This window comes from Streptomyces sp. NPDC085932 (assembly GCF_044540525.1).
In the GTDB taxonomy this organism is placed as follows: Bacteria; Actinomycetota; Actinomycetes; order Streptomycetales; family Streptomycetaceae; genus Streptomyces; species Streptomyces levis.
Genome location: NZ_JBITSJ010000011.1, coordinates 48350 through 71880, shown reverse-complemented (window position 1 = coordinate 71880; position 23531 = coordinate 48350). Strand labels below are relative to the sequence as shown.

Annotated in this window: 22 protein-coding genes and 1 pseudogene; 4 read left to right on the top strand and 19 right to left on the bottom strand. The window is 69.7% G+C overall.

Going from position 1 to position 23531, the window contains the following annotated elements; translation table 11 throughout:
• Window positions 1–40: 40 nt before the first annotated feature.
• The 5 genes from ACIGAQ_RS37045 to ACIGAQ_RS37025 all read right to left on the bottom strand — a co-directional run bounded on the left by ACIGAQ_RS37045 (window position 41) and on the right by ACIGAQ_RS37025 (window position 7795).
• Window positions 41–2887: a hypothetical protein gene (locus ACIGAQ_RS37045; protein WP_399791039.1), complete on the bottom strand. Its 2847-nt coding sequence runs from the start codon at window positions 2885–2887 to the stop codon at window positions 41–43.
• A gap of 354 nt (window positions 2888–3241) precedes the next feature.
• Window positions 3242–5935 carry an ATP-binding protein gene (locus tag ACIGAQ_RS37040; RefSeq protein ID WP_399791036.1) on the bottom strand — a complete coding sequence of 898 codons (2694 nt, stop codon included), beginning with the start codon at window positions 5933–5935 and terminating at the stop codon, window positions 3242–3244.
• On the bottom strand, window positions 5932–6528 hold the full coding sequence (locus ACIGAQ_RS37035; RefSeq protein WP_399791033.1) for a hypothetical protein: 597 nt from the start codon (window positions 6526–6528) through the stop codon (window positions 5932–5934). The genes ACIGAQ_RS37040 and ACIGAQ_RS37035 overlap by 4 nt, the downstream gene beginning before the upstream one ends.
• Window positions 6525–6866 (bottom strand): hypothetical protein, encoded by a 342-nt coding sequence (locus ACIGAQ_RS37030; protein WP_399791030.1) that lies wholly within the window; start codon window positions 6864–6866, stop codon window positions 6525–6527. The genes ACIGAQ_RS37035 and ACIGAQ_RS37030 overlap by 4 nt, the downstream gene beginning before the upstream one ends.
• Window positions 6863–7795 (bottom strand): conjugal transfer protein, encoded by a 933-nt coding sequence (locus ACIGAQ_RS37025; protein WP_399791027.1) that lies wholly within the window; start codon window positions 7793–7795, stop codon window positions 6863–6865. Before ACIGAQ_RS37025 ends, ACIGAQ_RS37030 begins: the two co-directional genes overlap by 4 nt.
• Before the next feature lie 645 nt (window positions 7796–8440).
• Here ACIGAQ_RS37025 and ACIGAQ_RS37020 point away from each other — a divergent pair.
• Window positions 8441–9877 (top strand): hypothetical protein, encoded by a 1437-nt coding sequence (locus ACIGAQ_RS37020; protein ID WP_399791024.1) that lies wholly within the window; start codon window positions 8441–8443, stop codon window positions 9875–9877.
• A gap of 61 nt (window positions 9878–9938) precedes the next feature.
• A complete protein-coding gene (locus ACIGAQ_RS37015) occupies window positions 9939–10502 on the top strand; it encodes a hypothetical protein (protein WP_399791021.1) in 564 nt (187 codons plus the stop codon).
• Window positions 10503–10528: 26 nt separating this feature from the next.
• Here the strand turns inward: ACIGAQ_RS37015 and ACIGAQ_RS37010 are convergent, their stop codons facing one another.
• From ACIGAQ_RS37010 to ACIGAQ_RS36950, 13 genes are all read right to left on the bottom strand, one after another.
• Window positions 10529–11542 (bottom strand): thiopeptide-type bacteriocin biosynthesis protein, encoded by a 1014-nt coding sequence (locus ACIGAQ_RS37010; protein WP_399791018.1) that lies wholly within the window; start codon window positions 11540–11542, stop codon window positions 10529–10531.
• Window positions 11524–12756, bottom strand: a complete 1233-nt coding sequence (locus ACIGAQ_RS37005) for a lanthionine synthetase C family protein (RefSeq protein WP_399791015.1) — start codon at window positions 12754–12756, stop codon at window positions 11524–11526. Before ACIGAQ_RS37005 ends, ACIGAQ_RS37010 begins: the two co-directional genes overlap by 19 nt.
• Window positions 12753–15812, bottom strand: coding sequence for a lantibiotic dehydratase (locus ACIGAQ_RS37000; protein WP_399791012.1), 3060 nt, complete (start codon window positions 15810–15812; stop codon window positions 12753–12755). The genes ACIGAQ_RS37005 and ACIGAQ_RS37000 overlap by 4 nt, the downstream gene beginning before the upstream one ends.
• Before the next feature lie 98 nt (window positions 15813–15910).
• Window positions 15911–16102, bottom strand: a complete 192-nt coding sequence (gene fxlA / locus ACIGAQ_RS36995) for an FxLD family lanthipeptide (RefSeq protein ID WP_399791009.1) — start codon at window positions 16100–16102, stop codon at window positions 15911–15913.
• Between the two features lie 52 nt (window positions 16103–16154).
• Window positions 16155–17390: a methyltransferase, FxLD system gene (fxlM, locus tag ACIGAQ_RS36990; RefSeq protein ID WP_399791006.1), complete on the bottom strand. Its 1236-nt coding sequence runs from the start codon at window positions 17388–17390 to the stop codon at window positions 16155–16157.
• Between the two features lie 92 nt (window positions 17391–17482).
• Window positions 17483–17662 (bottom strand): FxLD family lanthipeptide, encoded by a 180-nt coding sequence (locus tag ACIGAQ_RS36985; protein WP_399791003.1) that lies wholly within the window; start codon window positions 17660–17662, stop codon window positions 17483–17485.
• Window positions 17663–17791: 129 nt separating this feature from the next.
• A complete protein-coding gene (locus ACIGAQ_RS36980) occupies window positions 17792–18259 on the bottom strand; it encodes a DUF6082 family protein (RefSeq protein ID WP_399791001.1) in 468 nt (155 codons plus the stop codon).
• Window positions 18260–18330: 71 nt separating this feature from the next.
• Window positions 18331–18666 (bottom strand): DUF6624 domain-containing protein, encoded by a 336-nt coding sequence (locus ACIGAQ_RS36975; RefSeq protein WP_399791072.1) that lies wholly within the window; start codon window positions 18664–18666, stop codon window positions 18331–18333.
• On the bottom strand, window positions 18653–18886 hold the full coding sequence (locus ACIGAQ_RS36970; RefSeq protein WP_399790998.1) for a hypothetical protein: 234 nt from the start codon (window positions 18884–18886) through the stop codon (window positions 18653–18655). The genes ACIGAQ_RS36975 and ACIGAQ_RS36970 overlap by 14 nt, the downstream gene beginning before the upstream one ends.
• Window positions 18883–19449: a hypothetical protein gene (locus ACIGAQ_RS36965; RefSeq protein ID WP_399790995.1), complete on the bottom strand. Its 567-nt coding sequence runs from the start codon at window positions 19447–19449 to the stop codon at window positions 18883–18885. Before ACIGAQ_RS36965 ends, ACIGAQ_RS36970 begins: the two co-directional genes overlap by 4 nt.
• 83 nt (window positions 19450–19532) lie before the next feature.
• Window positions 19533–20012, bottom strand: a complete 480-nt coding sequence (locus tag ACIGAQ_RS36960) for a DNA-binding protein (RefSeq protein WP_399790992.1) — start codon at window positions 20010–20012, stop codon at window positions 19533–19535.
• A 141-nt stretch (window positions 20013–20153) separates the two neighbouring features.
• Window positions 20154–20363 carry an acyl-CoA dehydrogenase family protein gene (locus tag ACIGAQ_RS36955; RefSeq protein ID WP_399790989.1) on the bottom strand — a complete coding sequence of 70 codons (210 nt, stop codon included), beginning with the start codon at window positions 20361–20363 and terminating at the stop codon, window positions 20154–20156.
• A 418-nt stretch (window positions 20364–20781) separates the two neighbouring features.
• Window positions 20782–21012, bottom strand: a complete 231-nt coding sequence (locus ACIGAQ_RS36950) for a hypothetical protein (protein WP_365744438.1) — start codon at window positions 21010–21012, stop codon at window positions 20782–20784.
• A gap of 124 nt (window positions 21013–21136) precedes the next feature.
• On the opposite strand from ACIGAQ_RS36950, the gene ACIGAQ_RS36945 reads away from it, so the two are divergent.
• A complete protein-coding gene (locus tag ACIGAQ_RS36945) occupies window positions 21137–22477 on the top strand; it encodes a hypothetical protein (RefSeq protein ID WP_399790985.1) in 1341 nt (446 codons plus the stop codon).
• Here ACIGAQ_RS36945 and ACIGAQ_RS36940 read toward each other — a convergent pair.
• A complete protein-coding gene (locus ACIGAQ_RS36940) occupies window positions 22455–22988 on the bottom strand; it encodes an NUDIX hydrolase (RefSeq protein ID WP_399790982.1) in 534 nt (177 codons plus the stop codon). The genes ACIGAQ_RS36945 and ACIGAQ_RS36940 overlap by 23 nt on opposite strands.
• Before the next feature lie 166 nt (window positions 22989–23154).
• On the opposite strand from ACIGAQ_RS36940, the pseudogene ACIGAQ_RS36935 reads away from it, so the two are divergent.
• Window positions 23155–23250 (top strand): annotated as a pseudogene (locus tag ACIGAQ_RS36935) (IS5/IS1182 family transposase); the annotation flags it as partial.
• Between the last annotated feature and the right edge of the window lie 281 nt (window positions 23251–23531).

The following is a 23531-nucleotide window of genomic DNA, read 5'->3' as shown; positions in this document are numbered from 1 at the left end:
ACGCATCCCCACCGGCCCCAACGAGGGGCTCTTGGCCGGCTCATGCGTCCTCGCCGGGTGGGTCCTCGCGCTGCCACCGCTCGCGCATGTCGCGCAGCACCGCGGCCTGGCGCATCAACTCGCTCATCCGGGCCTGGCCCACGCTGCGACCACCCCTGCTGGCCGGGCCGGTGTCTTCGTGGGGGAGGGTCCGGTTGTCCTCACCGCTGCGGTGGGGGGTCTGTGAACCGGTGGACAGCCGCCGTCGTGGCGGTGGCGTCAGCCGGGGTGGTGCGGTCGCCCCGGCCCTCGGGGCCGGTGCACCGGCGCGTGCAGCAGGCGGGGCTGACTCCCCGCCGGGCCGGTGCGCCGTGGGCGCGGACCCGCCGCGAGTGGTGCTCGGGGCCGGTTCCGTGGTGGGCCGGGTGGATGGTGTCGTGGCCGGCAGGCGGCGGCCGGTGGACGGGCCGGGCCCGCCGCTTGCGTCGGTGTTCTCGGCCATGATCTGTGTCAGGTGGCGTGCGGTGTCGGTCCAGGCGCGGCCGTCCTCGCGGAGCGTGTTGCCCCACACGCGTACCTGCTGGCGGGCGTCGTGGGCGTAATGCGATCCGCGGACCCGGGCGCGGCGGATGCTGGCCGGAAGGCCGTAGGTTGCTGCGTAGGCGGCTCGGCCGCCGCGGTTGAGGATGCGGTATCCGCGCAGCCGCACCAGCCGGTTGTGTGCGCGGGTTGAGAGCAGGGTGCGGTCGGTGTTCTGGTCGTGCAGCACCAGGCCCGTCGCGGGGTCGATGATCTGTCCCTCTTCGTTGCGGTACCGATCTGCAGGTCCTCCGGGACGCCACGGCCCTGAACCGCCCGGACCGGCACCCGGCGACGGTGAACCAGGCGAACCACTGGGGCCGTCAGACCCTGGATCGCCTTCTCCGGTGGGCTTGCGCCATGTGGCCAGCTGCTCAGGGTCGGGCCGCCGGCCGATCAGCAGCCCGTAGGTGCCCTTGGCTCCGAGCCGGGCTCCTAGCCCGCCGACGGCCGTAGCCGCGGTGAGGGGGGCCAGTCCACGCCCGGCCTCGGCCGTGGCGTCGGTGAGGATGCGACTGGTGTCGGTCGGCAGTCCTGTGCCGTCGGCCAGCGAGGACAGCGCCCCCGTCACCCGCCGACGGGTGCCCAGCCAAGCGAACCGGCGGCTGCCGCCCCCGGTGAAGGTGCGTATTCCGCCGCCGGGTCCGCCGAGCGTGGCGGGGTGGTGCATGGCGAGGGCGGCGCCGAGTTCGGAGGTGTCGCCGGGCAGGTGGGTGCCGCCGACTTTGGCGTAGCGCATCCGCATGGCCATGCGCCGGCCGAAGGACGTGATGCCGATCAGGAGGCGTCGGTGGCCTGCGGCCCCGGCGATGGCGAGGACGTCGATCAGTAGGATCCGCTCCACCATCAGCTCGGGGCCGTCGGTGACGACCGCGTCGACGGCGATCCCGAAGAACGGCACGAAGGCGCTGATGCCGACCACGGCCAGGACCGCGATGCCCCACAACGACAGCCACTTCCACACCGACTGGCGCGCCGGCCCGGGAAGCATGCCCGCGACGAAGGCGACGCCGCCGGCAGCTGCTGCCGCAGCACAGATGCCTTGGGTGGCGAGCAGGACGATGGCGCTGGACAGGAGCATGCCGCAGATGAACAGGGCGGCGATCAGCAGCAGTGCGGCCCCGCCCACGCGCCACCAGGTGGGCTGTTCGGCGTAGGCGGCGCAGGCCTTGCCGACGTCGCCGGCCTTGCGTAGATCGTTGAGGAAGGCTTCGAACTCGCGGTCCTCGTCGGTGACGAGCGCCTGCGAGGCGTCCAGTAGTTCCCCGCCCGGGGTCAGCTCCGGCAGGCTGGAGCCGGGCCGGTTGCCGCCTTTGGTGTCACGCTCGCAGAACTCGCGGGCCGGGCCTCTGATCAGGCGGCAGTTGTCCTTCTTCTCGTTCTGTTCCTCGCAGTGGGGCCGGGCCGGTGGGGCGAGCTGGTCACAGCCGGAATTCCCGCTGGCTGCGCCTTCGGTGGCCTTGTAGCCTCCGGTGATCCACTTCAGGTGGACGGCGTAGGTCTTGCGGTCGGAGTCCTTGCCGGGGTTGAGGATGCGCCCGTACTGCAGCAGCATGTACGGCTTGACGACGAGGGCGTTGGTGAGCGAGTCCTGGATCGGCCGGGCCACATCCTGTGCCGCAACCGGCCGCTCGCCCTCGTGCTCAAGGCACTTGATCTCGGCGTTGCCGGCCATGCCGTCGCACGGGCCGATGCTGGCGAGCTTGCCGCCCCAGTCGTAGGAGTTGACGCTGCGCTGGGCCACTTCAGCGGCGACCGTCTGGCTCTGGCCCAGCGGGCCGTCCTGGGCGAGCAGGTAGTCCGGGCGGACGAACGTGGACGCGGCGAACGCCGCGATCAGCAAGGTCAGGAAGATCTCGCCCAGGCCGCGGCCGACCCGGCCGCGCACCAGCATGAACCCGGCGAAGACGAACGCCCAGGCCAGCAGCAAGCCCTTCAGCCCGAGGGCGTCGACGACCACGTCGTTGTAGGCGTCGGCCACCTTCTGCGCCGGGCTGGTGAGGATCTTCAGCAGCGGGAAGCGGAAGGCGACCTCGACGGCCCAGCCGGCCAGCCCGACCAGCAGCCGGATGAGGGTGAACAAGCCGGACAGGACGAAGGCCAGAGACTGCGTCTTGAACGACACGATGGAGCCGCCCTGCGCGTTCAGCTCATAGCCGTTGATCGCCACCCCCTCGGAGGAGGTGATGTTCAACGGGGCGAGAAGATCTCCACTGTCGCTGTTGCTGCTCGCCGCATACACGACCTGGCTGTTCACTAGGAGGAAGACGCCGGTGAACAGCAGCACGAGGCCGGCCGAGCGGAGGGTCGCGCCCTCTGGGCGGGTCATGTCAGTGCCGCCTTGCCTGGGCCGTGCTGCGCCGCCACATCACGAGAGCGGCCAAGCCCGCACCGGTGGTCACCAGCCCCCACGCCGCGCCGGTCCAACCCGGCTGCTCGGCTGGACCGGCCGCCTCACCATCACGCCTGCAGGCGTCCTCGCCGGAGCCGACGGCGGGCTCGCACAGCTTCTGATCTGCGGGCCGGGGGTGAGCGGCGAAGGCCTGCCCCGTGCGGGGCCACCAGGATTCAGGCACACCCCTTTCGGCGGTCAGGACGAGCAGGCCCGCACATGCGGCGATCACGGTGAGGACGCCCGCGGCCGCGGCACGACGTCGTAAGCGATCCCGGACGGAAGAGACCATCAGTGGCGTTCCTTCGTACGAGGCGCAGCCGTGTCGCTGGCAGGCGGCTTCGGCGCGGAGGTCGCGTCAGTGCTGGTGTGGCGTCCCGGTGTGGTGGTGATGGACGTGGTGATGCGCGGAATACGGGGGATGAGGACCTTGACGCGGCCGGTGTTCTGCCGCGGGCAGGTCAGCAGGAATTCGCCCTCCCGGCCTGCGTGGCCGATGGGAGAAAGGCCCGTGGTCACCAGCCGCAGCAACTGCGGGTCGCTCGGATCGAGGCCTACGAACTTAAGGCCGCGCCGGGCCCGGTCACGGTCGGCGGTGCGGGCGAGCGCCCGATAGGCCATCAGGCCGCGGTCGGGGCCGAGTTCCTCGGCGTCGTGGGATCCGGCGATCAGGCCGGCTCCGTGCTTGCGGCCGTCGTGGAGGATCTCGTGGACCAGCGCGGTGCCCTCGGCCGAGGAGGTGAGCCAGTACAGCTCATCCAGCACGAGTGCGGTGAACCTTTCGGGGTCCTCGAACGCGGTCTGCCGTGCGAGCGCAGCGATCAGGTAGAGCGCCGCGCGCCCGATCAGCGCCTCCAGCGGCTGCTGGTGCAGAACCTCGGGATTGCCGTAGGCCGCCTTGGGCGGGAGTTTCAGTCCGGCTGTCGTGATCACGATCATGTCGCGGGTGCTGGAGGCGTCCAGCTGCACGGGTGGCAGCGTGGGGTCGAACACCATCCGGGCCAGGGGGTTGGTGGCCACGACGCGGATGAGGCCGGCGAGGGCGGCGGCCGCGTCCTGCCGCTTTCCCACCTCGCTCGTGGCCATCTGCTGGAGGATCTCCAGTACGCGGTGCATGGACGGCCGGTCGTCGTCGGCGGCCTGCTCGACGGCGTGGTGCAGCACCTCGCCGCTGGTGCTCATCGGGCCGATGCCGAGCTGCAGGGTCAGGTAGGACAGGGCGTAGTGGCGGCCTTCGGGGCCTTCGAACATCCGCAAGGGGTCGATGGACACCTCGGCCCGTGCGGCGTCGATGATCTGGACGCGGCCCTTGGCGGCGGTGCGTGCAAAGCTCGCCCACTCGCGCATAGGGGTGCGGTCGATGCAGATCGCGCAGCCGCCGCGCGCCCACACCGCCTCCGCGATGAGCTTTTGCAGCACGCTTTTGCCCGCGCCCAGGTCCCCGACGATGCCCATGGAGGCGGAGGCGTCGACCTTGGGCGCGTCCGCCACGTTGATCATCACGGGGCGGGTGGTGCCGCAGTCGAGGTCGATGCCCAGGAACATGCCGTTCGGATCGCCGACCTCCGAGGCGGTAAAGGCCCCGCCCAGCGCCCAGTCCTCGGAGATCTGGTGCTGGGTGAACTCCCGCACCACACCGTTGCGTGCACTGCCGGGCAGGCCCAGGAAGAACAGGGCCTGCTGCAGGCCGGCCGGGCGCACGGCCCGGTAGTCCGCGCCCCCGAGCATCGCTGCGAGCGCCCGGGCCCGGGCGTCACACAGGGCTGCGGTCGGCCCCCACACGGTCAGGACGGTGACGGACTGCACCTCGACTTCGACCGACGTGCGCGCAAGGCGGGCGTCCAGCTCGCCCAAATCGCGGGCGGCCTGTGTCAGCGAGGCGGGCATGCCGGTGGGGCGGGCGTCGTACTGGTCGGCCTGGTCGATGAGTTCGTTCTTCTTGCGCCGCACCTGCTCGCGGGCCTTCTCCGCGGGCACGAGGGTGAGGTCGATGGTGTAGTCGACGGGGAAGTCCAGCATCTCCAGCTGGGCGAACAGATCAGCGGCGTCCTGGGCGACGGCGGGCGGGCACTCGGCCAGCGCGAGCTGCGCCTGGTAGCCGACGCCGGTCTCGGATTCGACCTGCAGCCAGCGCCGCCCCAGCGGCGAGCCGGTCCCAAGGCGCCACCAGGCGGTGCGGCCCGACCGGGTGACAGATCCTGCGGGTTTGAGTTCGCCTGTGTCGTCGAGGTCAGGGTCGATACCGCCTTCCTGCAGACGCACCTGGCCCAGGTCGGCGTAGCTGGGCGAACGCAGCACCCCCTTCTGCAGCTGCCCCCCGTACAGGCCGCTGGTTTCGGCCTCGGTCAGCAGCGGTTCGACCAGGCCGCGGTGGAGGGCGTGCTGGATCATCCACACGATCTCCGCCGGACGGGCGGGACGAAAGGCGATGCCACCGGCGAGTGCGGCCTCCACCCGGGAGGCCTGCTCGCGGTAGGCGGTCACCTCCCGCCCGGCCACCGGCGCCGGCCGCATCCCCAACGATGACGCCACCTCCGCCCATGCTGCGCTCAGAAGCGCCGACACCTTAAGGCCGGCGGCCTCGGTGTGCAGGGGAACCGCCAGCCACAGGGTGCGGCGGTGCATCTCCTCACCCTCCAGCAGGTCAAGAGTCGCCTCGACGTTCTCCACCCACGGGTGCGGATCCGACTGCGCAGCGGTGTCGGCCGGCTCGACGCCTTCGATCATGCGCAGGGCGATCTCGCCGGGATCGACCTGCGCGCACAACCCGAACAACCGCGGCGCCCCAGACAAGGACCGGACCAAATGTGTGATCTTGGCGAGTTGCTCGTCGCGTACCTGGGCGGGTGCGTAGGTGCCCGAGACGCTCTCCTGATGCTGTCCTGAAGCGTCGTCCGGTCCCGGGTGCAGGCGGTAAACGGCCCACACGCTGCCGTGCGTCGACCAGATGAGGTGCCCGGCGATGTGACGGATCGGAACCTTCACCGCCCACCGCCTTGCTCGGCGAGCGCGAGCAGCGCCTGGACACCCGACACCGGCCCCACCGAGCCAGCAGACGCCGCCTGCCTGCGGTCGCCTGCGGACGAGTGGGCCTCCGCCGGGCCGGCGTGGGCCACGGCCGCGCCGGCGGACGGCGCCCGGCGGGTGCGCCGCTTCGACGCCCGGGATGGCTCGGTCGCGCATCCGGGCGCGGGTGGTCCCTCGATCGTGAAGCCACCGAGCAGCGGGCGGGAAGCGCGGTCACGGGCGGCCCGCCCTGCGATGCGCCCGCCCTGGGGCTGCCCCACGAGCAGCGCCCACCCCAGCACCGCCTGCATCGGGGCACGCCCACCGATCCTCGGGCGCCGGACCGCCCAGATCGCCAGCAGCCAGGCCGCGATCGGGATCGGCCCCATCCATGACCACCAGCTGATGGATTTGACCAGAGTGAAGCCGCCGCCGACGGCGACCGCGATCTGGGCGGGCGTGTACGGACCGAGGGGAATCTTCCAGTCCGCGACTTTGCCGAGGACCCAGGGATGACGCCGGGCGGCGGTATAAAAGCGCCCTACCCGCCCGGCAGTGGAGTCGGCGGTCACAGCGTGACTCCCGTGCCGGCAGAGTGGGAGCGCGCTCCCGGACCAGCGCCGTGGACGATGCCGGGGACGACGGGTGCGCCCTTGGCGGGGTTGTTGACCTCGTCCTCGAACATGCTCGAGAGGTCCTCGCGGGAGTTGTACAACCCCAGCGCGATGATCATCAGCAGCAGGGCGCCGATGCCAGCCTTGAGGCTGAACTTCTGGATCATGATCACGACGACCAGGACGAGCAGACCCGCCTGCAGCCCTTTAGTGGCCCAGTCCTGGAACATGCTGATCCACGAGTCGGCGAGGTCGTCCAGCTGACCAGCCAGGACCGTGTGGTGCACCGTGTTCACCGGGCGCCTCCCATCGCGGCGGTTCCCGTGCCGAGCGCGGTGATCTCCCACCTGCCCGAGCGGGCCGTGAGGGTGAACTCGTAGGCCAGCGGCCACTGCCCGTCTTCACTGCGGGCTTCCACCTGCGCCAGGACGCGGGCCTTGTGGCCATCGGCCGGCACGGTCGCCGCGGCGGCCGCTTCCTCGACGGCGGAGATCTGCCGCACCTTGACCGCCCTGTAAGGAGCGGGAGTGACCGGGAGCAGCTTCACGCCGGGCGCGAGGTACCGGTCCACCTCTCCGGCACCGGTGAGGTAGGCAGCGAGGAACTCCCCGACGGCGGAGGACAGATCACCCTCCGGCACACTCACCCGGTACGGCGATGTCGGCACCTCCCTCCGGGCCGGCCCGGCCACCACGCCCGGCGCCCCGGTCACCGTGAACGAGGCGCCCGTGCGATCGGTGGCCACCGGCACGGCGTAATAGCGCACCGAAGCGTCGGCGTACTGCACAGCCACCGTCACCAACCACACCCCGTGCGCACGCTGCGCAGTGCGCACCGCCGTCACCACCTGCGGTGCCGACTGCGCATCCGCGGCCGGCCCGGGCAGGTCGACGCCGGGCGCCATCGACTGCGCATGCCGGGCTTGCGCACTCGCCTCGTCGTTGGTGCTGCTGCGCAGCCACGTGTGGAGGAACAGCTGCGCATAGCCGGCCGGGTGGGCTGCCACCGTGGTGGTGCGTGGGGCAGTCGGCGTGGTCGAGGACGCTGCCTCGACCCTGGCCGGGGTGGAGGTGAGGGTGACGCCGAGGGCGATCGGGCCGGTCGCGATGACGGTCCACACCGCCAGGCGTGATGCGCGTACCCGGCGCCGCATCGCCTCCAGCCGGGCGCCTGCCGCCATCGGAGCAACGGCCTCGCTGCGCGAAGCTGGCTTGCCAGGGGACATGGTCGAACTCCCGGGTCAGAACGGACGCTTGCGCCCTCGACATAAGCGGCCGATCCTGACCTGACCACCGACCACGAGGCCCCGACCACGATCACGATGCGGACACGACACCCGTGGTCACCGTGGTGGACAGCCCGACCATGAGTCCGACCACGGGGCGCGGGCAGGCCGACCACGGCTCACCCGTTCGTCAGCCCGGGTCCTCAGCCCTGGAGCGCGGCATGAGCCCGGCAGGCGGCTGCGCACGGTGCGTGGCCCTCGTGCCGCGATGGAGCCTGTGCAGTTGGCGTACGAACCTGCGCACCAAAGGCGCCCTCGGCCGGGTTGCGCAGCCTTCCCGCACACAAGCGACTGCGCAGACCCTTGCGCACGCGTCCTTCGTCCCGCGCATCGCATGCGCGCCGCGCCGACGGAGTGCGTGGCCGAACCCGACCACGCGAGCGACCACGCCGGCGTGTTGACGGTGTTGCCCGATCGTGATCCGTGGTCGGGATCGATGGCCGCTGATTTGGTCAGGGGTGGCGGTTGGGCTGTCGGCATGGCACCCCTACGCATTTGCCGATCGTGCAGCAGCGGCGGCCCCGCCTCGGCCGGCCGAATGGGCCGGTGTGCCCGGCGTAGGCGGTCATCGCCGCAGGAGCAGCGGTGAGCCGCTTCGGGGCGGGGATCCGCCGCGGCGTCATGAGCGCGGATCAGTTCACGCAGGTGGCCAATGCGCTCCTTCGCGATCGGCGGTTGTCGTCTAAGGCGAAGGGGATCTTCGGTTACCTCAGCACACACCGCAGCGGCTGGCAGGTGACAGTCGCTGATCTGGTGCGTGTGGGTCCGGACGGGCGTGAAGCGGTTCGCACCGGCCTGCAGGAGCTGGAGCGACACCGGTATCTGATCCGGGAACGTCTGCGGCGCCCCGACGGCACCCTCGGCGAGATCATTTACTGCATCACCGACCGTCCCGCCACGCTGAACGTTGCACCGGCGGCCGAGGCCAGCCCGCAGGCCGCACCCTCGCCCGCCGGCCACGCTGACGGGTGGCCGGTGGGGATCCGCCGCGGGGTGATGGCAGCCGATCAGTTCACTCAGATCGCCAACGCCTTGTTCCGCGATGGCACCTTGAGTTTCAAAGCCAAGGGGTTGTTCGGCCTGCTCTCCACCCACCGCGAGGGCTGGCACATGAGCGTCACCGATATCGCCCGCGCGGGCAGGGACGGCGAATCCGCCGTGAGAAGCGGTCTGAAGGAACTGCAGAGCCACGGCTTCCTCGTGAGGGAACGCGAACGCGGCCCCGACGGCACTCTGGGCGCCGCCGCCTACGTCATCACCGACCTGCCCGCTCTGCGATCCAGCAGGTCACAGCCAGAGTCGGGTTATCCAGGCGTGGACGACCCTACGTTGGCTGACCGGCCCCTTAAGAACACCAACAGAAAGAAGACCACCCAGCAGAAGACCAGACCCCTCCCTCCCGCCGCCCGCCCTCCACGATCACGGAATCAAGCACCGCCGCCACCTCGGACCGCGCCGGCGCCGACGGACCTCACACCCGGAGTGCGCCTGCTGCTTCAGATCGGCGCACAGCGTCCCGAACTCCTGCTGACCGGCCACGCACTGGCGGATCAGGGCACAGCCGTGTCCGCGATGCTGAAGGCCGGCTGGACGCGCGAGCAGCTCAACCACGTCATCAGCGCTCGCCCTTTGCCGAGCCCGATCCGCACCACGGTCGGCGCGATCATCGCCGCCCGACTCCGTGCCGCGCAGGCGTACCCACCACCGGCCACCGTGACCGAACACCACGCCACCCCGGCAGGCGACCCGGTGGAAGAGCACCCAACCACCACCACCTCCGCCGCCGCACGGACCGTGTCCGAAGCACTCGCTTACCGGGCCCTGGCCGAATGCGCCGGCTGCGGCGTTCCCGGCACCGCACCAGGCGAAGACCTCTGCCCGGCTTGCCTCAACTGGCCGCCCTGCCGCACCTGCCCCGGCCCCACACCCCGGCGCGCACACCCCCACAGCGACGGCCGATGCACCACCTGCGCCTCCACCTCCACCACCCATCCAGAGGCAAGCCCTCTCACCGGCCGCTGAAGGAACGGCCCACCGACCGCACTCCACGCCGCACACACCACCGCTGAAGGGAACTGACCCCATGCCCGAGTCTGAGTCCGCATGCGGCCCTGTCGCCCGCACCCGGGACGTCTACCTGCTCTTCGCCCATGAGCCGTACTACCCCGGCCCCGACACCCGCGAGATCAACACCACCGTGGTGGCCGCCGACTCACTGCTGCACCCGCACGTACGCCAACCCGACGGCGTGAAGATCCACGACTTACTCACCCAGGGACGCCAGCCGGGCGAGATCATCCCCCTGGCCACCCTCACCCACGAACTCAACGCAGGCGCCGACTGGCCCAGCATCGGCGACTGGGAAGGCGTCACCACCGACCTGATCCAACTCGTCCACACAGGCCGATGCGACGCCCTCAGCCTCGGCCTGCCCGAAATCCCACGCGCCCTGCTCTGCACCGGGCCACACAGCCAGCTACGCGTCCACGACACCGCAGCCGACGACCTCGTCACCTACGGACCCGCCGAACGAGCCGCGGCACTGGACAAGATCAGCCTGTTCCTGAACAGCCTCGCCACCGAGCGGCCTTTCTGGCCTGGCGACAGCCTCCTGCCCCCACTGGGCCGACTCACCCCAGGTCGCTGAACGGTGTGGGAGATACGGCAGTCACGTCAACTGCGTACACCGTGCGCGTCGTGGAAGATCGCCGTTCGGGCAGCCGAGGCCAGAATGCTCTGCCCGCGCATGGACAGCCCGAGTCGGTTCCAGTGGAAGATCACGTGGTAGCTGAGTACTTGTCTCAGCCCGCGATCGAGAGTGCCTTCCTCGACGGCATGGCCGAGCGTCTGCCCTGTCCTGCGAAACGCGGTGACCCACTCTACGAAGGGTTTAAGTGGCCCGTCAGGGCGGAGCATGGCGTCGCTGTCGGCGAGGAGCAGGGGCCTGATTTCCTCGGCGCGCGCGTGGAGGTGGTCTGGGGGGACCTCGTTGACGGCCGAGCGGTGCTCGTTCGTGATGACGTGGTGCCAGACATCGCCTTGCTCGTACCACTCCAGTCCGGCCGCACGCATCATGAGCGTGCACAGGAGGACGGACAGTTCTCGCGGGCCCACGGTCAGGTTCCGGCGCAGCCGCAAGCGCTGTGCTTCCTGGCTGTCGGTGATGAACAGGGCGTGCGCGGCGGCCATGCTGACGGGGCCGCCGAAGGCGGCGGTTTCCGGTTCGTAGATGCCGGGCCACCACCGCAGCAGGTGTCCGTCGGTCACGAGGCGGTGCAGGCCGAGCAGGTCTTCCCCCTCTGCGGTGTGCAGCTCAGCGCCGGCATCCGGCTGGAGGCGGAGACGCAGGCGCCAGCAGGGGTGTTTCCTGGTGTACCACCAGCCGCTGATGAGCCCTGCGGATTCTGCGGCGTGCAGCAGGGGCAGGACGTGCGTGGTGAAGGTGTGGTCGGCGCTGGTCCAGTCCGCGAAGTGGAGGTACGCCTGCCACCAGTCGTCCGTGGCGGTGGGGCGGGCGAGGGCCTGTCTGCCGGCTTGGTCGTAGACCGCGACAGCGTCGGACAGGGCCGTCTCGTCGATGCCGTACTGGCGGGCGGCCTGGGGGAGCGGTAGGCGGCCGCCGAGGACGGTGAGGATCGCGCGGAGTACGGGATCCGGCTCCGGCTGGATCAGTCGATCAGGAGGCATGCGTCCCATCCGTTTGCTGGGGCCTGTTGCGAGGCGAGGGTGGTGAGGGCGAGCGCGGTGCCGGCGTCTCCGTTGATCAGCCCGGTTGTCGGGAGGCCGCCGGGCCGGGCCTGGGCGGCGAGTATGTGGCCGAGGCGGCTCGGAAGGGCTTGAAGTCGGGCGTCGCGGGCGTCGGCGGCTGCGCGGACGGCGGTTTGGTAAATGCCTCCCCAGCCGTGGCAGAGGCTGGTGTCGATGACCTGGGCGAGTTGCGCGGGGTCGGTCAGGGCCCGGTGCAGGGCATCTTCGTAGAAGGCCTGGACCTCGGGCGCGTGCAGGGCGAGCCCGGCGAGTTGCCCGGCCCGTGCGATGCCGGTGGTGCCGTAGCACCAGCTGGGCCGGGCGGGGGCGTTGTGGTGGGGGTGTGCGCGGTCGAGGTCGCGGCGTGAGATGTGCTCGGGCCACCAGGGGCCGGCGGGTCCATGCTGGCACCAGGTGTCCAGATGCTCGCAGATGGTCCAGATGGCGTCGCGGTGGCCACGGACGGTGATGTTCCGGCGCATGGCCTGGGCTAGTAGGAGGAGCGGGCCGGTGATGCCGTGGGCGGCGCCGAAGTTGCCGTGTCCGCCGGGGAAGCGGGCGGATTCACCGCGGGCGGGGTCGTGGCGGACCCACCAGCCAGGCAGTCCGAGGCCGCCTGGGGCGAGCGGGCGGGTCAGGGCGACGAGGTACTCAAGAACGCGCTGAAGCGCCGGCCCGTCAGGATCGGTGCGCAGCAAGTACGTGCCGATGCCGGTGAGACCGTAGAAGAGGTCGTATTCGGCGAACGTGGGGAGTTCGCGCTCGCGTATGCGGGAGAGTGCGGCGTCGACGCGGCGGTGAGCGAGATCGCTGATGTGCTTGTGGAGGCTCTTGCGAGCCGGCTCGTACAGGTGCTGGAAGGGTGGCGGGACGGTGGTCAGGAGAAAGCCGACGGCTGGGGCGCCGAGGAACAGCCCGGTGGTGTCGGCCGCACTGACGTGCCCGGCGGCTGTGGTGGTGATCCACCGGTGGGCCGGGCGCCAGGAGCTGCCGTGGCGGCTGGCCATCTCGACGTGCAGCAGGCTGATCCCGGCGGCGCCGTCGGCGAGAGACTGCGCTGCCCATGGCGTGTGAGGGGGCGGGGGAGCGGGATCGGCCAGATGGACGGTGTACCGCTCCACGAGTGCCGCGGCGCTAGCGGCCGGTGTGGTCATCGGTTCGCCGTCCGGTGTTGCAGGGCTACGGTCCGTACGAGCCGCAATGTGGTCGCCTCGGCATTCGGGTCGACGCCCAGGGCCCGGACGTGGTGCTGATGGAGCAGGGTCCGGGCGACGGCGAGTGGGTGGCGGTCCCCGGCCAGGGCCTGCCGGTAGGTTTCCAGGGCTACGGCGCGGGCCCGCCACGCTTCGGTCACGAGGGAGCCGCCGGGAAGAGAAGCGAGCGCGCAGGCACCTTCAGCTGCGCCGAGCTTGAGCACCTGATCGCGCAGCGTCCGCTCCAGTCGCCCTGTGCCCTGGGGGAGGTTGTGCACGAGCCACTCTTCGGCCTCGGTGGCGCTGTGTGCAAGGTGGGTGATGAGGTTCAGGGTGCTGGCTGCGGCGAGAGCCTGCGGGGCGAAGGCGTCGGCGCGCTCGGCGAGCCGGATCTGTGCGAGGGCGGCGGTGGAATCTGCCGCGAACACCTGGTGCGCGGCGTTCATGGCGGCCTGGCCGCCGAAGCGCCCGGTCTGCGGCTGGTAGGGCGCCAGGACTATCCCGGATGCCAGATCGAGGCCGTACAGGCTGTCCGCCCAGCTACGGACGTGCTTGGCCGCGGTCCCGTACGTATCCGGCGGCAGGTGCAGGGTGAGGTCAAGGTGCTGGTCGGCGTCCGGGCGGGCCATGTCCCGGTGGCGGGTGAACCACCAGGTTGGTGGAGGGTCGCCGAACAGGTCCAGGAGGCGGGGCAGGTGCTGGCTGAGGATCTCGTCGTAGCGGCCCGGGTGGGCGTGCAGTTGTACGTGGAGGACATCGCCGGAGCCCGGAAGGCAGCGCTCGGTGGCGGTCCGTGTGGCTACGTACGGCCGGGGCTCCTCGGCGGTTTCGGGCCGTGCGAGGGATAGCCATATCTCGTGGGCCCGACCGATCCAGCCGTGGGCGTCACCGTCCGGGACTTCGCGCAGTTCCAGGCGCTGGGAGCGGTCGAGGTGCGCCCGCAACGCCCGCCGGTGGACCGGGTGGGACAGATCAAGGGGAAGGCGCTGGTCGTGCTCGATCATGGCGACGTTCAGCGGGACTCGGAGCCGCTCACGCCATGCAGCGAAGGCGTGCTCCCACTGGTCCATCGGGGCTCTGCGGCCGGGCAGGATGTCGGCCATCAGCAGCCATCGGGCCTGGGTGAGGATAGTGCGGCGGTAGCGCACCCGTGGAAGGAAGGGGAGGCGGGAGGCGGCGCCGAAGGCGAACGGTCTGTAGGCGGCGTACCGCGCGTGGCCCACCTCGGCGAGGAAGCGCGCCAGGGGCGGGGTCTGGGTGCCGGCTTCCAGGGCGTGCAGGACTCGCACGTTGAGAGGGCGACCGGTGGAGAGTTGTACGAGGTGGAAGCTGCGGGAGTCCGCGGTGACGGCGATGTCGGCGAGCTGAATTGTCGTGTCGTCTGCCGCCCTCAGACCGGACAGCTCGATGACGTTCGGTAGCAACTGCGGTGTACGGGTGACGTTTTCGTTGCGGCGGCGGCGCGGCGGAAACACCAGCTGCGCGGCAAGGGTGCCCGGGGCGCTGCGGTAGGTGGCCGCGAGCGCGTCCTGCTGTTCGGGTGGCAGGACATGCGCGAAGCGGCCGGCCATGCTGCTTCCGGGCCGTGGCACGGAGGTCAGCAGCACGCTGAAGTGGCCGCGTGTCAGGGCTGTGGTGCTGGGGGCGTGGACCTCGAAGGTGGTCTCCAGCCGCGGCACGAACAGCCGATCGTCGCGGCCGGCGGCCTGCTCCAGGGCGTCGACGGTCGCGTCTGTCAGCTGGAGTTCGTCGCGGCCGTCCATAAGGGCCTCTTGCACCAGGGCGAGCAGCAGTTCGTCCCGGTCGGTGAGCAGCTTCGGCGTGGCACCGCGCTCGGAGCCGACGTACCCGGCCGGCAGGCCCAGGCCGCTGTCGGCTACCAAGTCCAGCACCGGCACCAGGGCGCCGACGCCGTACCGGGCGCGGAACCGGCGGTGATAGTCGCGCCAGTGCTGGTAGCCGTAGGGTTGTGGGGTGGTTCGGTACAGGGCCGTGACGGCTGCTTGGACCTCCGCGATCACGGTCTGCGGTAGCTGTGCCTCGCAGTCCAGGGCCGTGTCGACGAAGAGCGGGGTCGAGGTGACGGAGGTGAGGGCATGCATCCGCTCGGCGATCGCGCTGGCGCTGGTATCGGTGAGCGTCGGCTGATGGGAGCAGACGTCGTCGCGCACCGCGTACAAAGCGCGGACCAGGTCCTGCACGTCCGGGACGGTTTCGGCGTGGTGCCGGTGCAGTTCGTTGCACAGGTGCTGGAAGGCGTCGACGGTGGTCAGGGGCGCCCACAGGCTGCTGATGAGGAACTGCTGGTCGATCAGGGCGATGAGGAGCGCGTCGATCTTTTCCGCGGTGGCCTGCGGGAAGCGGTCACGTAGGTGGGCGTGGAGATTTTCGTAGAGGATGGGGGATCGGGCCGCGGCCATCGCGGCGGCCACCGGCCGGGCGTTGCGGACCGATACCTCGACGGGGGCCAGGAGCAGGGCGTGGCCGTCGGCTGGCGGGCCCGGCGCGACGAGTCTGTCCCCGCGGACGCGAGCGGCGTTGTTGGCGGTGAGCGGTAACCGCGGCAGCAGCGCGGGGCTGCGCTGGAGGCGCAGGACCATGTCGGTGACCCACTCGGCGTCCGGCCTGATCAGTGCGCGGTGTTTGTCCCGCCAGCGCATGCTCGCCCGCTGTCCGACGGCCACGGGGGCGATGCCGGCGAACAGGCCCAGCGGAGTCGGTCGGTGCTGCCACCGCAGCAGGTAGGTGACCGTCGACAGCGCAGTGCGTCTGATGTGCCGGTGACCGGTCTGCCGGCCGCTTACGACGGCCTCGATGGCGTCGCTGAGGGCGGGGGTGGCCAGTTCTAGTGCGCTGCGGAAGTGCTCGCGCTGCCAGATGCGGTTCAGCCATCCGCGCGTGACGTCCGCGTCGTCCAGGTTGAGGGTGCGGGGTACGTCTGCCGGGCCGGGGCTGGTGGTGGCGCGCAGCATTGCGGCGCCCTGCCACTGGTATTCGGGGACTGTTCGAGATGCCATGGGCCCTTTCTTTCGGGCTGCACGCGGGAGGGGAAGGCGGGCGGCTGGTGGGCCGGATACAGCGCTGTATCCGGCCCACCAGCGCGGGGTGGCCTCGATCAGGCCGGGTCCTCCACGAAGGAGTTGCAGGCGGAGGAACCGGTCGCGCAGGTGGTGCCGCAGCCGTCGCCCGTGCTGCACATGAGCTTGCCGTGCGGGTGCTGGGCGATGACGACCTTCACGTCCAGGGGCGCGAAGTCGTCGTCCAGGTCGGCCACGAGGGCGGACGGGGTCATTGCGGTGCTCGTCATGATGGTTCCCTTCCTCTTCTTCGAGTGGTGCGGGACGGCCTGACTCCCGGCGCTATGCCGGGGGCCAGGAGAGTGCGATCCGGCTGTGCACCTTGTCGATGACTCGGTCGGCGGTGATCTGGTCGTCGGGGGTGCTGGCCGGATAGACCCGGATGATCGGGCTGGGGCGGCCGCGGTGGTTGGCCTTCCAGTCGCGCAGCACGTCGGTGACCTTGTTGGCGAGGTGCTGGGCGTTCGGGCCGAGAGCGTGCACGCCGTACTCGACGTGCTTGTTGTCCTCGGTGCGGCGGGTGACGAGGTAGGCGAAGGAGTCGTCCTCGACGGCAGCGAGGGCGAACCGCTTGTTCGAAGGGGCGACCACGCCGGTGTCCAGGTCCTCGTCGACGGCCATGATGCAGAAGCCCGGCAGAGCGATGGCCATCGTCATCTGGAGGGTGTCCAGGAGCTCTTGGAGGCCGATGGTGACGCCGGTCCACATCTCATGGCGGGGCGTGGTGACGGCGTTGTCCAGCCGGTGCGGATCGGCTGGCAGACCGTCGTCGAAGCGCAGGCCGATCTCTGGGGTGCCGTTGGGGAGGAGGAGTTCTTCCCGGTGGGCGGTCGAGCCCTGCATCGGCACGAAGCCGCAGATCAGCGCCGAGTCACTCTCCAGGTATGTGCCGTGCTCCCCGCTGATCTGGGTGAGGGCGATGGAGCGGGTGAGGCCCCGCATGCGCAGCGGCACCACGAGCCGGCCGTGGGGCTTGAGCTGTGAGGTCCAGGCCGGGGCGATGTCCCAGGCGCCGACGGTCACCATGACGACGTCGACTTCACCGAGACCGGGGATGGGCTCGGCCGCGTCGGCGGTGACGACACGAACCTTGTCGTAGCCGTGCTCGACCAGGAGCCGGGATGCTCGGTCGGTGACGGCGGGGTCGATGTCCACGGTGACGACCTCGCCGTCCTCGCCGACCAGCTCGGCGAGGTACGCCGCGTTCAGCCCGCCCGAGCCGATCTCCAGCACCCGCATGCCGGGCCGCACCTTGGCCTGCTCCAGCATCATGGCCTGGATCTGCGGGGCCGAGACGGAGCTGAGCTGCACGCCGTGCTCGTCCGTCTTGGTGATCACGGCGGCATACGGGTCGTACGCCTTCTCCAGCGGCGTGTCGGGGGTGAACTCGTGGCGGGGCACCTTGCGCATCACCACCTCGATCTCCGCCGAGAAGATCGTGCCGTCCGCGAGCAGCTGCTCCACCACGTCATTGCGTAGGCGGGTTGCCTCATCGGGCTCGACGGTCGTGTTCGTCATGAAGTTCCTTTGGTCGTACATGTTGGGGGGAGGACCGGCACCGTGCCGGTGGGCTGGGAGGGTATCGGCGAACGCTCTGCGTTCTGGCCGGCTCACCGATAAGGTGGTGTGGTGGAGCTGCCGCAGGCGTCGCCCGTGTTGCACATCAGGACCGTTTCGGTCGCCGGCGTGCCCTCGATGAAGGTGATGTCGAGCCCGAACGGGTCGGCATCGGTCTTCACGGGATCTGCCTGTGCGGGAGTGGTCGGCCTTTCGGCCTGGATGGCGGTCATGCATGCCTCCTAGCAGTGGGTGATGCGGGGTGCCGAGGCCCGTCGGGCTCCGGTGTCTGCTACCAGACGGTGACGAGCAGCGAAGTCGGCTGGGAGCGGTCGCGCGCCTGGAGTCGGCGTGTGGTGCGGTCAGGCTGCGGTGGCCGGCGCGTGCGGGTGGTTCTTCGCGGCCTGGGCCAGCACTCGGGTGAAGTGCTCGGCGCGCTCGTTTCCCTCGGCCTCCTGGGCGCGGAGGTCGCCGAAGCGGGCCCAGTACCGCCGGCAGACGTCGCTGTCCATCAGCTGAGCGGCGTACCACGGCAGATGGCCGGCAGGGACGAAGCCGAGGCGGTCGCGCAGGCTGAGCATGCAGATGAGTTGGTTGGCCTTCAGCAGCTGCATGTACTCCTCGACGTCCATGTCCTGGGGCGTCCAGAGCTTGGCGATGTCGGGATTGGTGGACATATGCGTGAGCCAGCCGAGCTGGTTCTGTGTGAGGACTGCATCGTTGCGCTCGGCCTGGTGCCGCGCGTCCTGCCTGAGCCGGGCGGTTGCGACCACGGCGGTGGTGAGGGAGACGGCGACACCGGTAGCGATGACGGCGCTGGTGAGCTTCATACGTGAACGGTCCTTCGACTGGAGTGAGGGCGCGGACGAGTATTCGGATGGTGAGCAGGCAGCGGCTTCGTTCATGCGGCTTCCGGGAATGCGTCGGCCAGCGTGCTTTCGGCACGCGGCATCGAGGTGTACCTGCGGCGCACCGTGTTGAGGGCGACCGCGATGGGTGGCAGCCCGACGCTGGCTCTTCGCTCGTCCAGTGATTCCGGTGCGCGCAGTGGGCACAGTTCGATGCCGTTTGCTCGCAGGAGGAACTGGGTTCCGTACTCCTGTGCGTGCCCGCTGGTGATGAGGGCGCGGTCGTGCAGGTGTGCCCAGTGCTGAATGAGCGCGTCGCCGGCGTGGACCGCGCGCTGCAGCAGGGTGGTGGCGGCGCGCTGGAAGTCGGGTTCGTCATCGCTGTGCAGGGCGATGCTCCAGGCGGCGCGGGCGGTGGCCGGGCCAGTTGTGTTCGGCCAGGATGCGGCGCAGCACCTTGGTGTTGGCGTGATCGGCGTGACGGCTCTGGCCGAGTTGGAGGGCGTCGAGCTGGTTGCGCACTCGTTGGGCCCGGTGCGTGGCCGAAGCTTGGGCGCGGGCGATCAGCTCGCGAGCGAGGTCGGGCCGTCTGGGTTGAGCGGTCGTCACGTGCTGCCCCGTTCTTCCGGAGTGGCGGCGTGTGGCTCGTGGACGCGGCAGCCGATCAGTGCGCTCAGCCCGGGCCGACGTTCGGCGGCGATCTCGAGGCGGGCGACTCGGTCCCCTTCTTGTCCTGGGCCGGATCCCTGTACCTCCCAGCCCATGTTGGTGAGGCGACGCAGGAAGGCGGCGATGGGTTCGGCGTCGAGGGTGTGGCGGGCCAGTGCCTCGGCCCGTACGAGGGGGAGGTCGAGCCGGGCGGCGAAGTCGGATGCCCACAGGGTGATCAGCCGGGTGACGTCGTCGGGCTGGTCGGGCAGGGTGTGGACCCTTCCGAGGAAGAGGCTGGGGCCCTTGCCCCATCCGAGGCCGGGGTCGCGCTTGGGGATCATGCAGGCGAGCAGCTTCTCGTCCTCGAACAGCCCGGCCGGCTTCGTTTGCGGGTCGCGGAGGAGGGCCGGGATGTCGGCTCCGGCGGGTACCGGGAGACCGCGCAGGGCGAGCCAGCGCTGCCGGTCCTGTACGAGGGTGGCGGCTTCCTCCCGTTCGGCGTCCGTGTGTAACGTGCGCATCTCGTATGCGGCGGCCAGGGGCGCCGGGGTGAACGACGCCGCAGCGTGTTGCTCCCTGCGGCCCACGGGAGTTGGGGGCCTGCTCACCGGCTGGCTCCGCTCCGTGTCCGGTGGGCCTGCTCGGCCGTCAGCAGGTTCCAGCCATGGGCCAGAATCACCAGCTGGGTGGTGTCCTGTGCGCCCGTGTCGGCGAGGAGCTGGTTGAGCGCGGCGCGCAGGTCGGCCGGGGCGAGTTTGGCGGCGAGGGCGATGTCGCGGGCGTCGCTGTGCTCGGCGACGGCTCGCAGGAGCAGCAGTTGGTCCGCGCTGAGTTCCGGTGCCGGCCTGTCCGTTGTGGGCGGGGCGACCTGCTGTTCGGTGATCAGGCGGTGGACGATCACCGGGCGCTTGCAGCGGGGCGGGCAGTGGAGGCTTTCCCGGATGTCGCGCACGTACTGGCAGACGGTCACGGCCGACAGTCCGGTGCGTGTGGCGACCTCCGGGGGTGTGAGGCCGTTGGCGAGGTGCTGGGCGAGGCGCTGCAGGGTCGGCGTTAAGGGAGTGATCGGTGCGCTGGTCGTCATGGACGGGGTCACGGTGTCTCTTTCTCAGCTGAGTGGATGGTCGTGGGGAGGGGTGCCGCCGGTCCCCGCGGGGTGAGGGGGCCGGCGGCATGAGGCCCGTGCGCGGCGGTCTGTGGATCCGCGGGCGCCGCGCACGGGGGCTTATACGGCCGTGGGGCCGGGGCGTGCCCGGGTGGCTTCGGCGGCGAAGCGTTCGGACCACTGGATGTGGTCCTCGCCGAAGGCGGCGTCGGCCAGGCGGATGCGCTGGACTTCGCCGGTTCCGGCCGGTGGGTAGGTGTGCTGGATGTCGCGCCACAGGCGTTGGAGGCCGCAGTCGTCCTCGAGGGCGTAGGCGCCGTGCAGTTCCATGGCGTCCTGCCGGGGAGCTTCAATCGGGGCTGGTGCTGAGTACGGCAGGTCCCGGCACGTGAGGGCTTGCCAGCTGGCAGTCCGGGTTGAGGGAGGCGGGCCGTACCACCGGGCTGAGCTCTCCTGGCGGCACTTGACCCTCCCGCTGGGGCGGCGGTTCCTGATGTGGCACTTGGCTGATTGCCAGCAGCGTGAACCGGTGCGGTGCGGTTCCTCCTCAGGCTCGGGGAGCGGGCACCGGCTTGCTCAAGAACACAGCTGTGGAGGATCCCGAAGGTGAGGGATTTGTGCGAGGGACCTGCGTTCAATGGCGGTGGGTCCTATGGGTCGAGGGCGAGAGCCATGCCGATCACCAGGCCGCACGATCCGCTGATCATGATGATGAACAGAACTCCCGCGTACCGTCCGATGACGCGCTTCACAGCCCATACCGACTGTTGCTGTTCCTGACGGCCAGGCGGGCGCTCAGTTCCTCTCGCGTGCTGGGGGCTTTCACGGTCTCCGGGACGGCCTCCCACTCCTTCCCGCCGCCGATCGGCCTGAGGTGCACCCGTCCACCGAGCTCACCCATGACGACGCCGATACGTCCCCTAGCGGTGTCCTTCGCAAGTTCACCGATGCCTGGTCTGGTCTGCTGGTTGCTCGCCATGCAGGGAGCATCGCGAAACCCGGACCATCGCCAAAAGGTCCGCCTGGTTACCCAACTTGGGTAATATCGCGGCTAGTACAGCACCAGCGACGTTGCGTTACTATCGCAGCGGGGGAGTCAACCGATGCCCGACGCCGACCGGCCCCAAGAATTGCCTGCCAGGTTGCTCACCGATCCGCAGATGATCGATGCCTGCCGGGCCCGAGACTTTGCCAGGGTGTTCCGGCTAGTGAAGACCAGGGCGGGCATCTACCCGTCGATGATCGCCAGGCGCTGCGATCTGACGCCAAGCCGTGTCGGTGAAGTGATCGCAGGCAGTCGCAGGTTGCAGCACATGGACGTCATCGAGCGCATCGCGGACGGGCTGCGCATCCCGGGGCACATGTTGGGACTGGCCCGCCGATCATGGGAGACGCCGCCCACGCTCGCCATTGCCGAGCAAGAGCTCCCCCGAGTAGCGCTGCCCGAGCAAGAAACTCCCGCATCGCTGCCGGGCCCCGGCGTCGACAGCATTCTGGCCATGGCCGCCAACATGCCATTGAGCGGAGCGACCCTTGAAGCCTTCCAATCCTCCATCGAGGATTACTGGCGACGAGACGACCAGCATGGAGGGGAAGCACTGAGGCCGGCCATTGTGGGACAGCTCCGTTTCGTGGTGGCGTTACTGAAAGAGCACCGACCGCCCTCATTGCAGAACGGTCTCTACCGGATCGCTGCTGAACTGGCACGGCTCACCGGCTGGACCTACTTCGATGCCCGCCAATACAATCAGGCTCGCGTCTACTTCACCGAGGCGCTGCAACTGGCCAAGGAGATCGACGACCGCCAGTTCATGGCCAACGTCCTTGCGTGCATGAGCCTGCAAGCCACCTACCAGGACAAACCCGCAGACTCACTGGCACTCGTCACCGCCGCACAGGATCAAGCACGCTCAACCCCCAGTACCACCCCGCGAGTGCTGTCCATGCTGTCCATGCGCGAAGCATTCGCCCACGCCACTCTCGGGAGCCGGGGCGCCACCTACCGCGCGATCAGCGAGGCTCACGACCATTTCGAGCAGACCCAGACCAGCGACCCGGACCCGTCATGGGTGACATACTTTGATGAGCCAAAACTTATCGCAGACACGGGAATCGCCCACGGCCGGCTGGGAGAAGCTGCAACTGCGGAGCCGTTAATCATGGAGGCTCTCCGGCGGGAGGCCCGTACCAATATGCGAGGCCGAGCCTTCCACTCATTCTGGCTGGCACGGATGCAGCTAGACCAAGGCAAAATCGACCAGGCATGCCATACTGCCACCCAAGCTCTAGAGCCTGCTTCGGCCGTGGCTTCGGAACGAGTAACCGGACACCTGCGCGAATTCTACGGTCAGTTGGCCCCACATAGGAATGAGCCCGAAGCCCTCGCCTTCGAGGCCAGACTGAGGGAACTCCTCGCACCTGTTAGCGGTTCGCTTCGTCCATGAGCAGATACAGCAGACCCACAAGCGAGCCACTGCTCACGACCTCCCGGCGGTCGATCATGCCGCGCACCTCTGCCAGGGGAATCCACTCGATGCGGTCGGACTCGTTCTTTTCCGTGGGCGGTCCGGTAAGAACCGCACCATCGATTCGAAAGACATGATGCTGAGAATCGGTGATGCCGTTGGCCGGTTCCGCGTAGATCAGGGGCTTGATGGGGCCGGGGCGCCAACCAGTCTCCTCCAGCACTTCGCGGGCCACCGCCTCCTCCGGAGTTTCGCCTTCCTCAACCAACCCCATGGGCAGCTCCCAAGCCCATGAGTCCGTGATGAAGCGATGGCGCCACATCATCAGAACCTCTTGACGATCGTTGACCACCGCGGCCACGGCCAAGTGCCGAAGACGGACGACGTGGTACTCCCACCTGCGCCCATCCGGCTGCTGGACGTCCACAAGACACAGGTTCACCCAAGGATTGGTGTAAATCTGGCGCTCACCGTGGGTCTTCCACTCCATACCTGCGGCCCCTCTCGCTCGGTCTCTAGGATCTCAGACCGGCACCGAGGGCACGCCAGTTCGGCGCATTTTTGCGTCATCCTGACGAGATGTCTGCAGGGGGGCAACTCGCGCTCGATCGCGGCAGCGATCGTAACCGGAACGGGACGCTGGAGGGGAGGGCGAGGGCCAGGCAGGCGACGCACCCGCTTTCACGCATGTGACGGCGCGGCTGCGGGTTCCGCGCGGACGCCGGCGGCCCCGTACCGAGACGGGCATGGTCTAGGCAGAGTCGCCGGGCAGATCGATGTCCCCCGCGTCTGCGGAGAAAGGACTCGTCCGTGGACGTCAGCCGGACACGGCCAGGTGGAAACCCCTTCGTTGGCAGGTAGGACGGCTCGCATCTGCAGACGTACATCCAGCCCAGCGGACCACTTTCGCGTCGATGGGGAGGACCACCCAGGCCTCCCCGCCCCGACCCGTCACGAAGGAACGCCCCCGCGTTGGCAGGGAGGACGCGATACCGACCGCGGCCCCGCCTGCCTTCACCAAACCCTCCCCGCG

Coding starts and splice junctions, on each gene's coding strand:
- ACIGAQ_RS37045 (WP_399791039.1), bottom strand. CDS start 2,887: ATGACCCGCCCAGAGGGCGCGACCCTCCGCTCGGCCGGCCTCGTGCTG.
- ACIGAQ_RS37025 (WP_399791027.1), bottom strand. CDS start 7,795: ATGTCCCCTGGCAAGCCAGCTTCGCGCAGCGAGGCCGTTGCTCCGATG.
- ACIGAQ_RS37015 (WP_399791021.1), top strand. CDS start 9,939: ATGCCCGAGTCTGAGTCCGCATGCGGCCCTGTCGCCCGCACCCGGGAC.
- ACIGAQ_RS37010 (WP_399791018.1), bottom strand. CDS start 11,542: ATGCCTCCTGATCGACTGATCCAGCCGGAGCCGGATCCCGTACTCCGC.
- ACIGAQ_RS37005 (WP_399791015.1), bottom strand. CDS start 12,756: ATGACCACACCGGCCGCTAGCGCCGCGGCACTCGTGGAGCGGTACACC.
- ACIGAQ_RS37000 (WP_399791012.1), bottom strand. CDS start 15,812: ATGGCATCTCGAACAGTCCCCGAATACCAGTGGCAGGGCGCCGCAATG.
- fxlA (WP_399791009.1), bottom strand. CDS start 16,102: ATGACGAGCACCGCAATGACCCCGTCCGCCCTCGTGGCCGACCTGGAC.
- fxlM (WP_399791006.1), bottom strand. CDS start 17,390: ATGACGAACACGACCGTCGAGCCCGATGAGGCAACCCGCCTACGCAAT.
- ACIGAQ_RS36985 (WP_399791003.1), bottom strand. CDS start 17,662: ATGACCGCCATCCAGGCCGAAAGGCCGACCACTCCCGCACAGGCAGAT.
- ACIGAQ_RS36980 (WP_399791001.1), bottom strand. CDS start 18,259: ATGAAGCTCACCAGCGCCGTCATCGCTACCGGTGTCGCCGTCTCCCTC.
- ACIGAQ_RS36965 (WP_399790995.1), bottom strand. CDS start 19,449: ATGCGCACGTTACACACGGACGCCGAACGGGAGGAAGCCGCCACCCTC.
- ACIGAQ_RS36960 (WP_399790992.1), bottom strand. CDS start 20,012: ATGACGACCAGCGCACCGATCACTCCCTTAACGCCGACCCTGCAGCGC.
- ACIGAQ_RS36955 (WP_399790989.1), bottom strand. CDS start 20,363: ATGGAACTGCACGGCGCCTACGCCCTCGAGGACGACTGCGGCCTCCAA.
- ACIGAQ_RS36950 (WP_365744438.1), bottom strand. CDS start 21,012: ATGGCGAGCAACCAGCAGACCAGACCAGGCATCGGTGAACTTGCGAAG.
- ACIGAQ_RS36945 (WP_399790985.1), top strand. CDS start 21,137: ATGCCCGACGCCGACCGGCCCCAAGAATTGCCTGCCAGGTTGCTCACC.
- ACIGAQ_RS36940 (WP_399790982.1), bottom strand. CDS start 22,988: ATGGAGTGGAAGACCCACGGTGAGCGCCAGATTTACACCAATCCTTGG.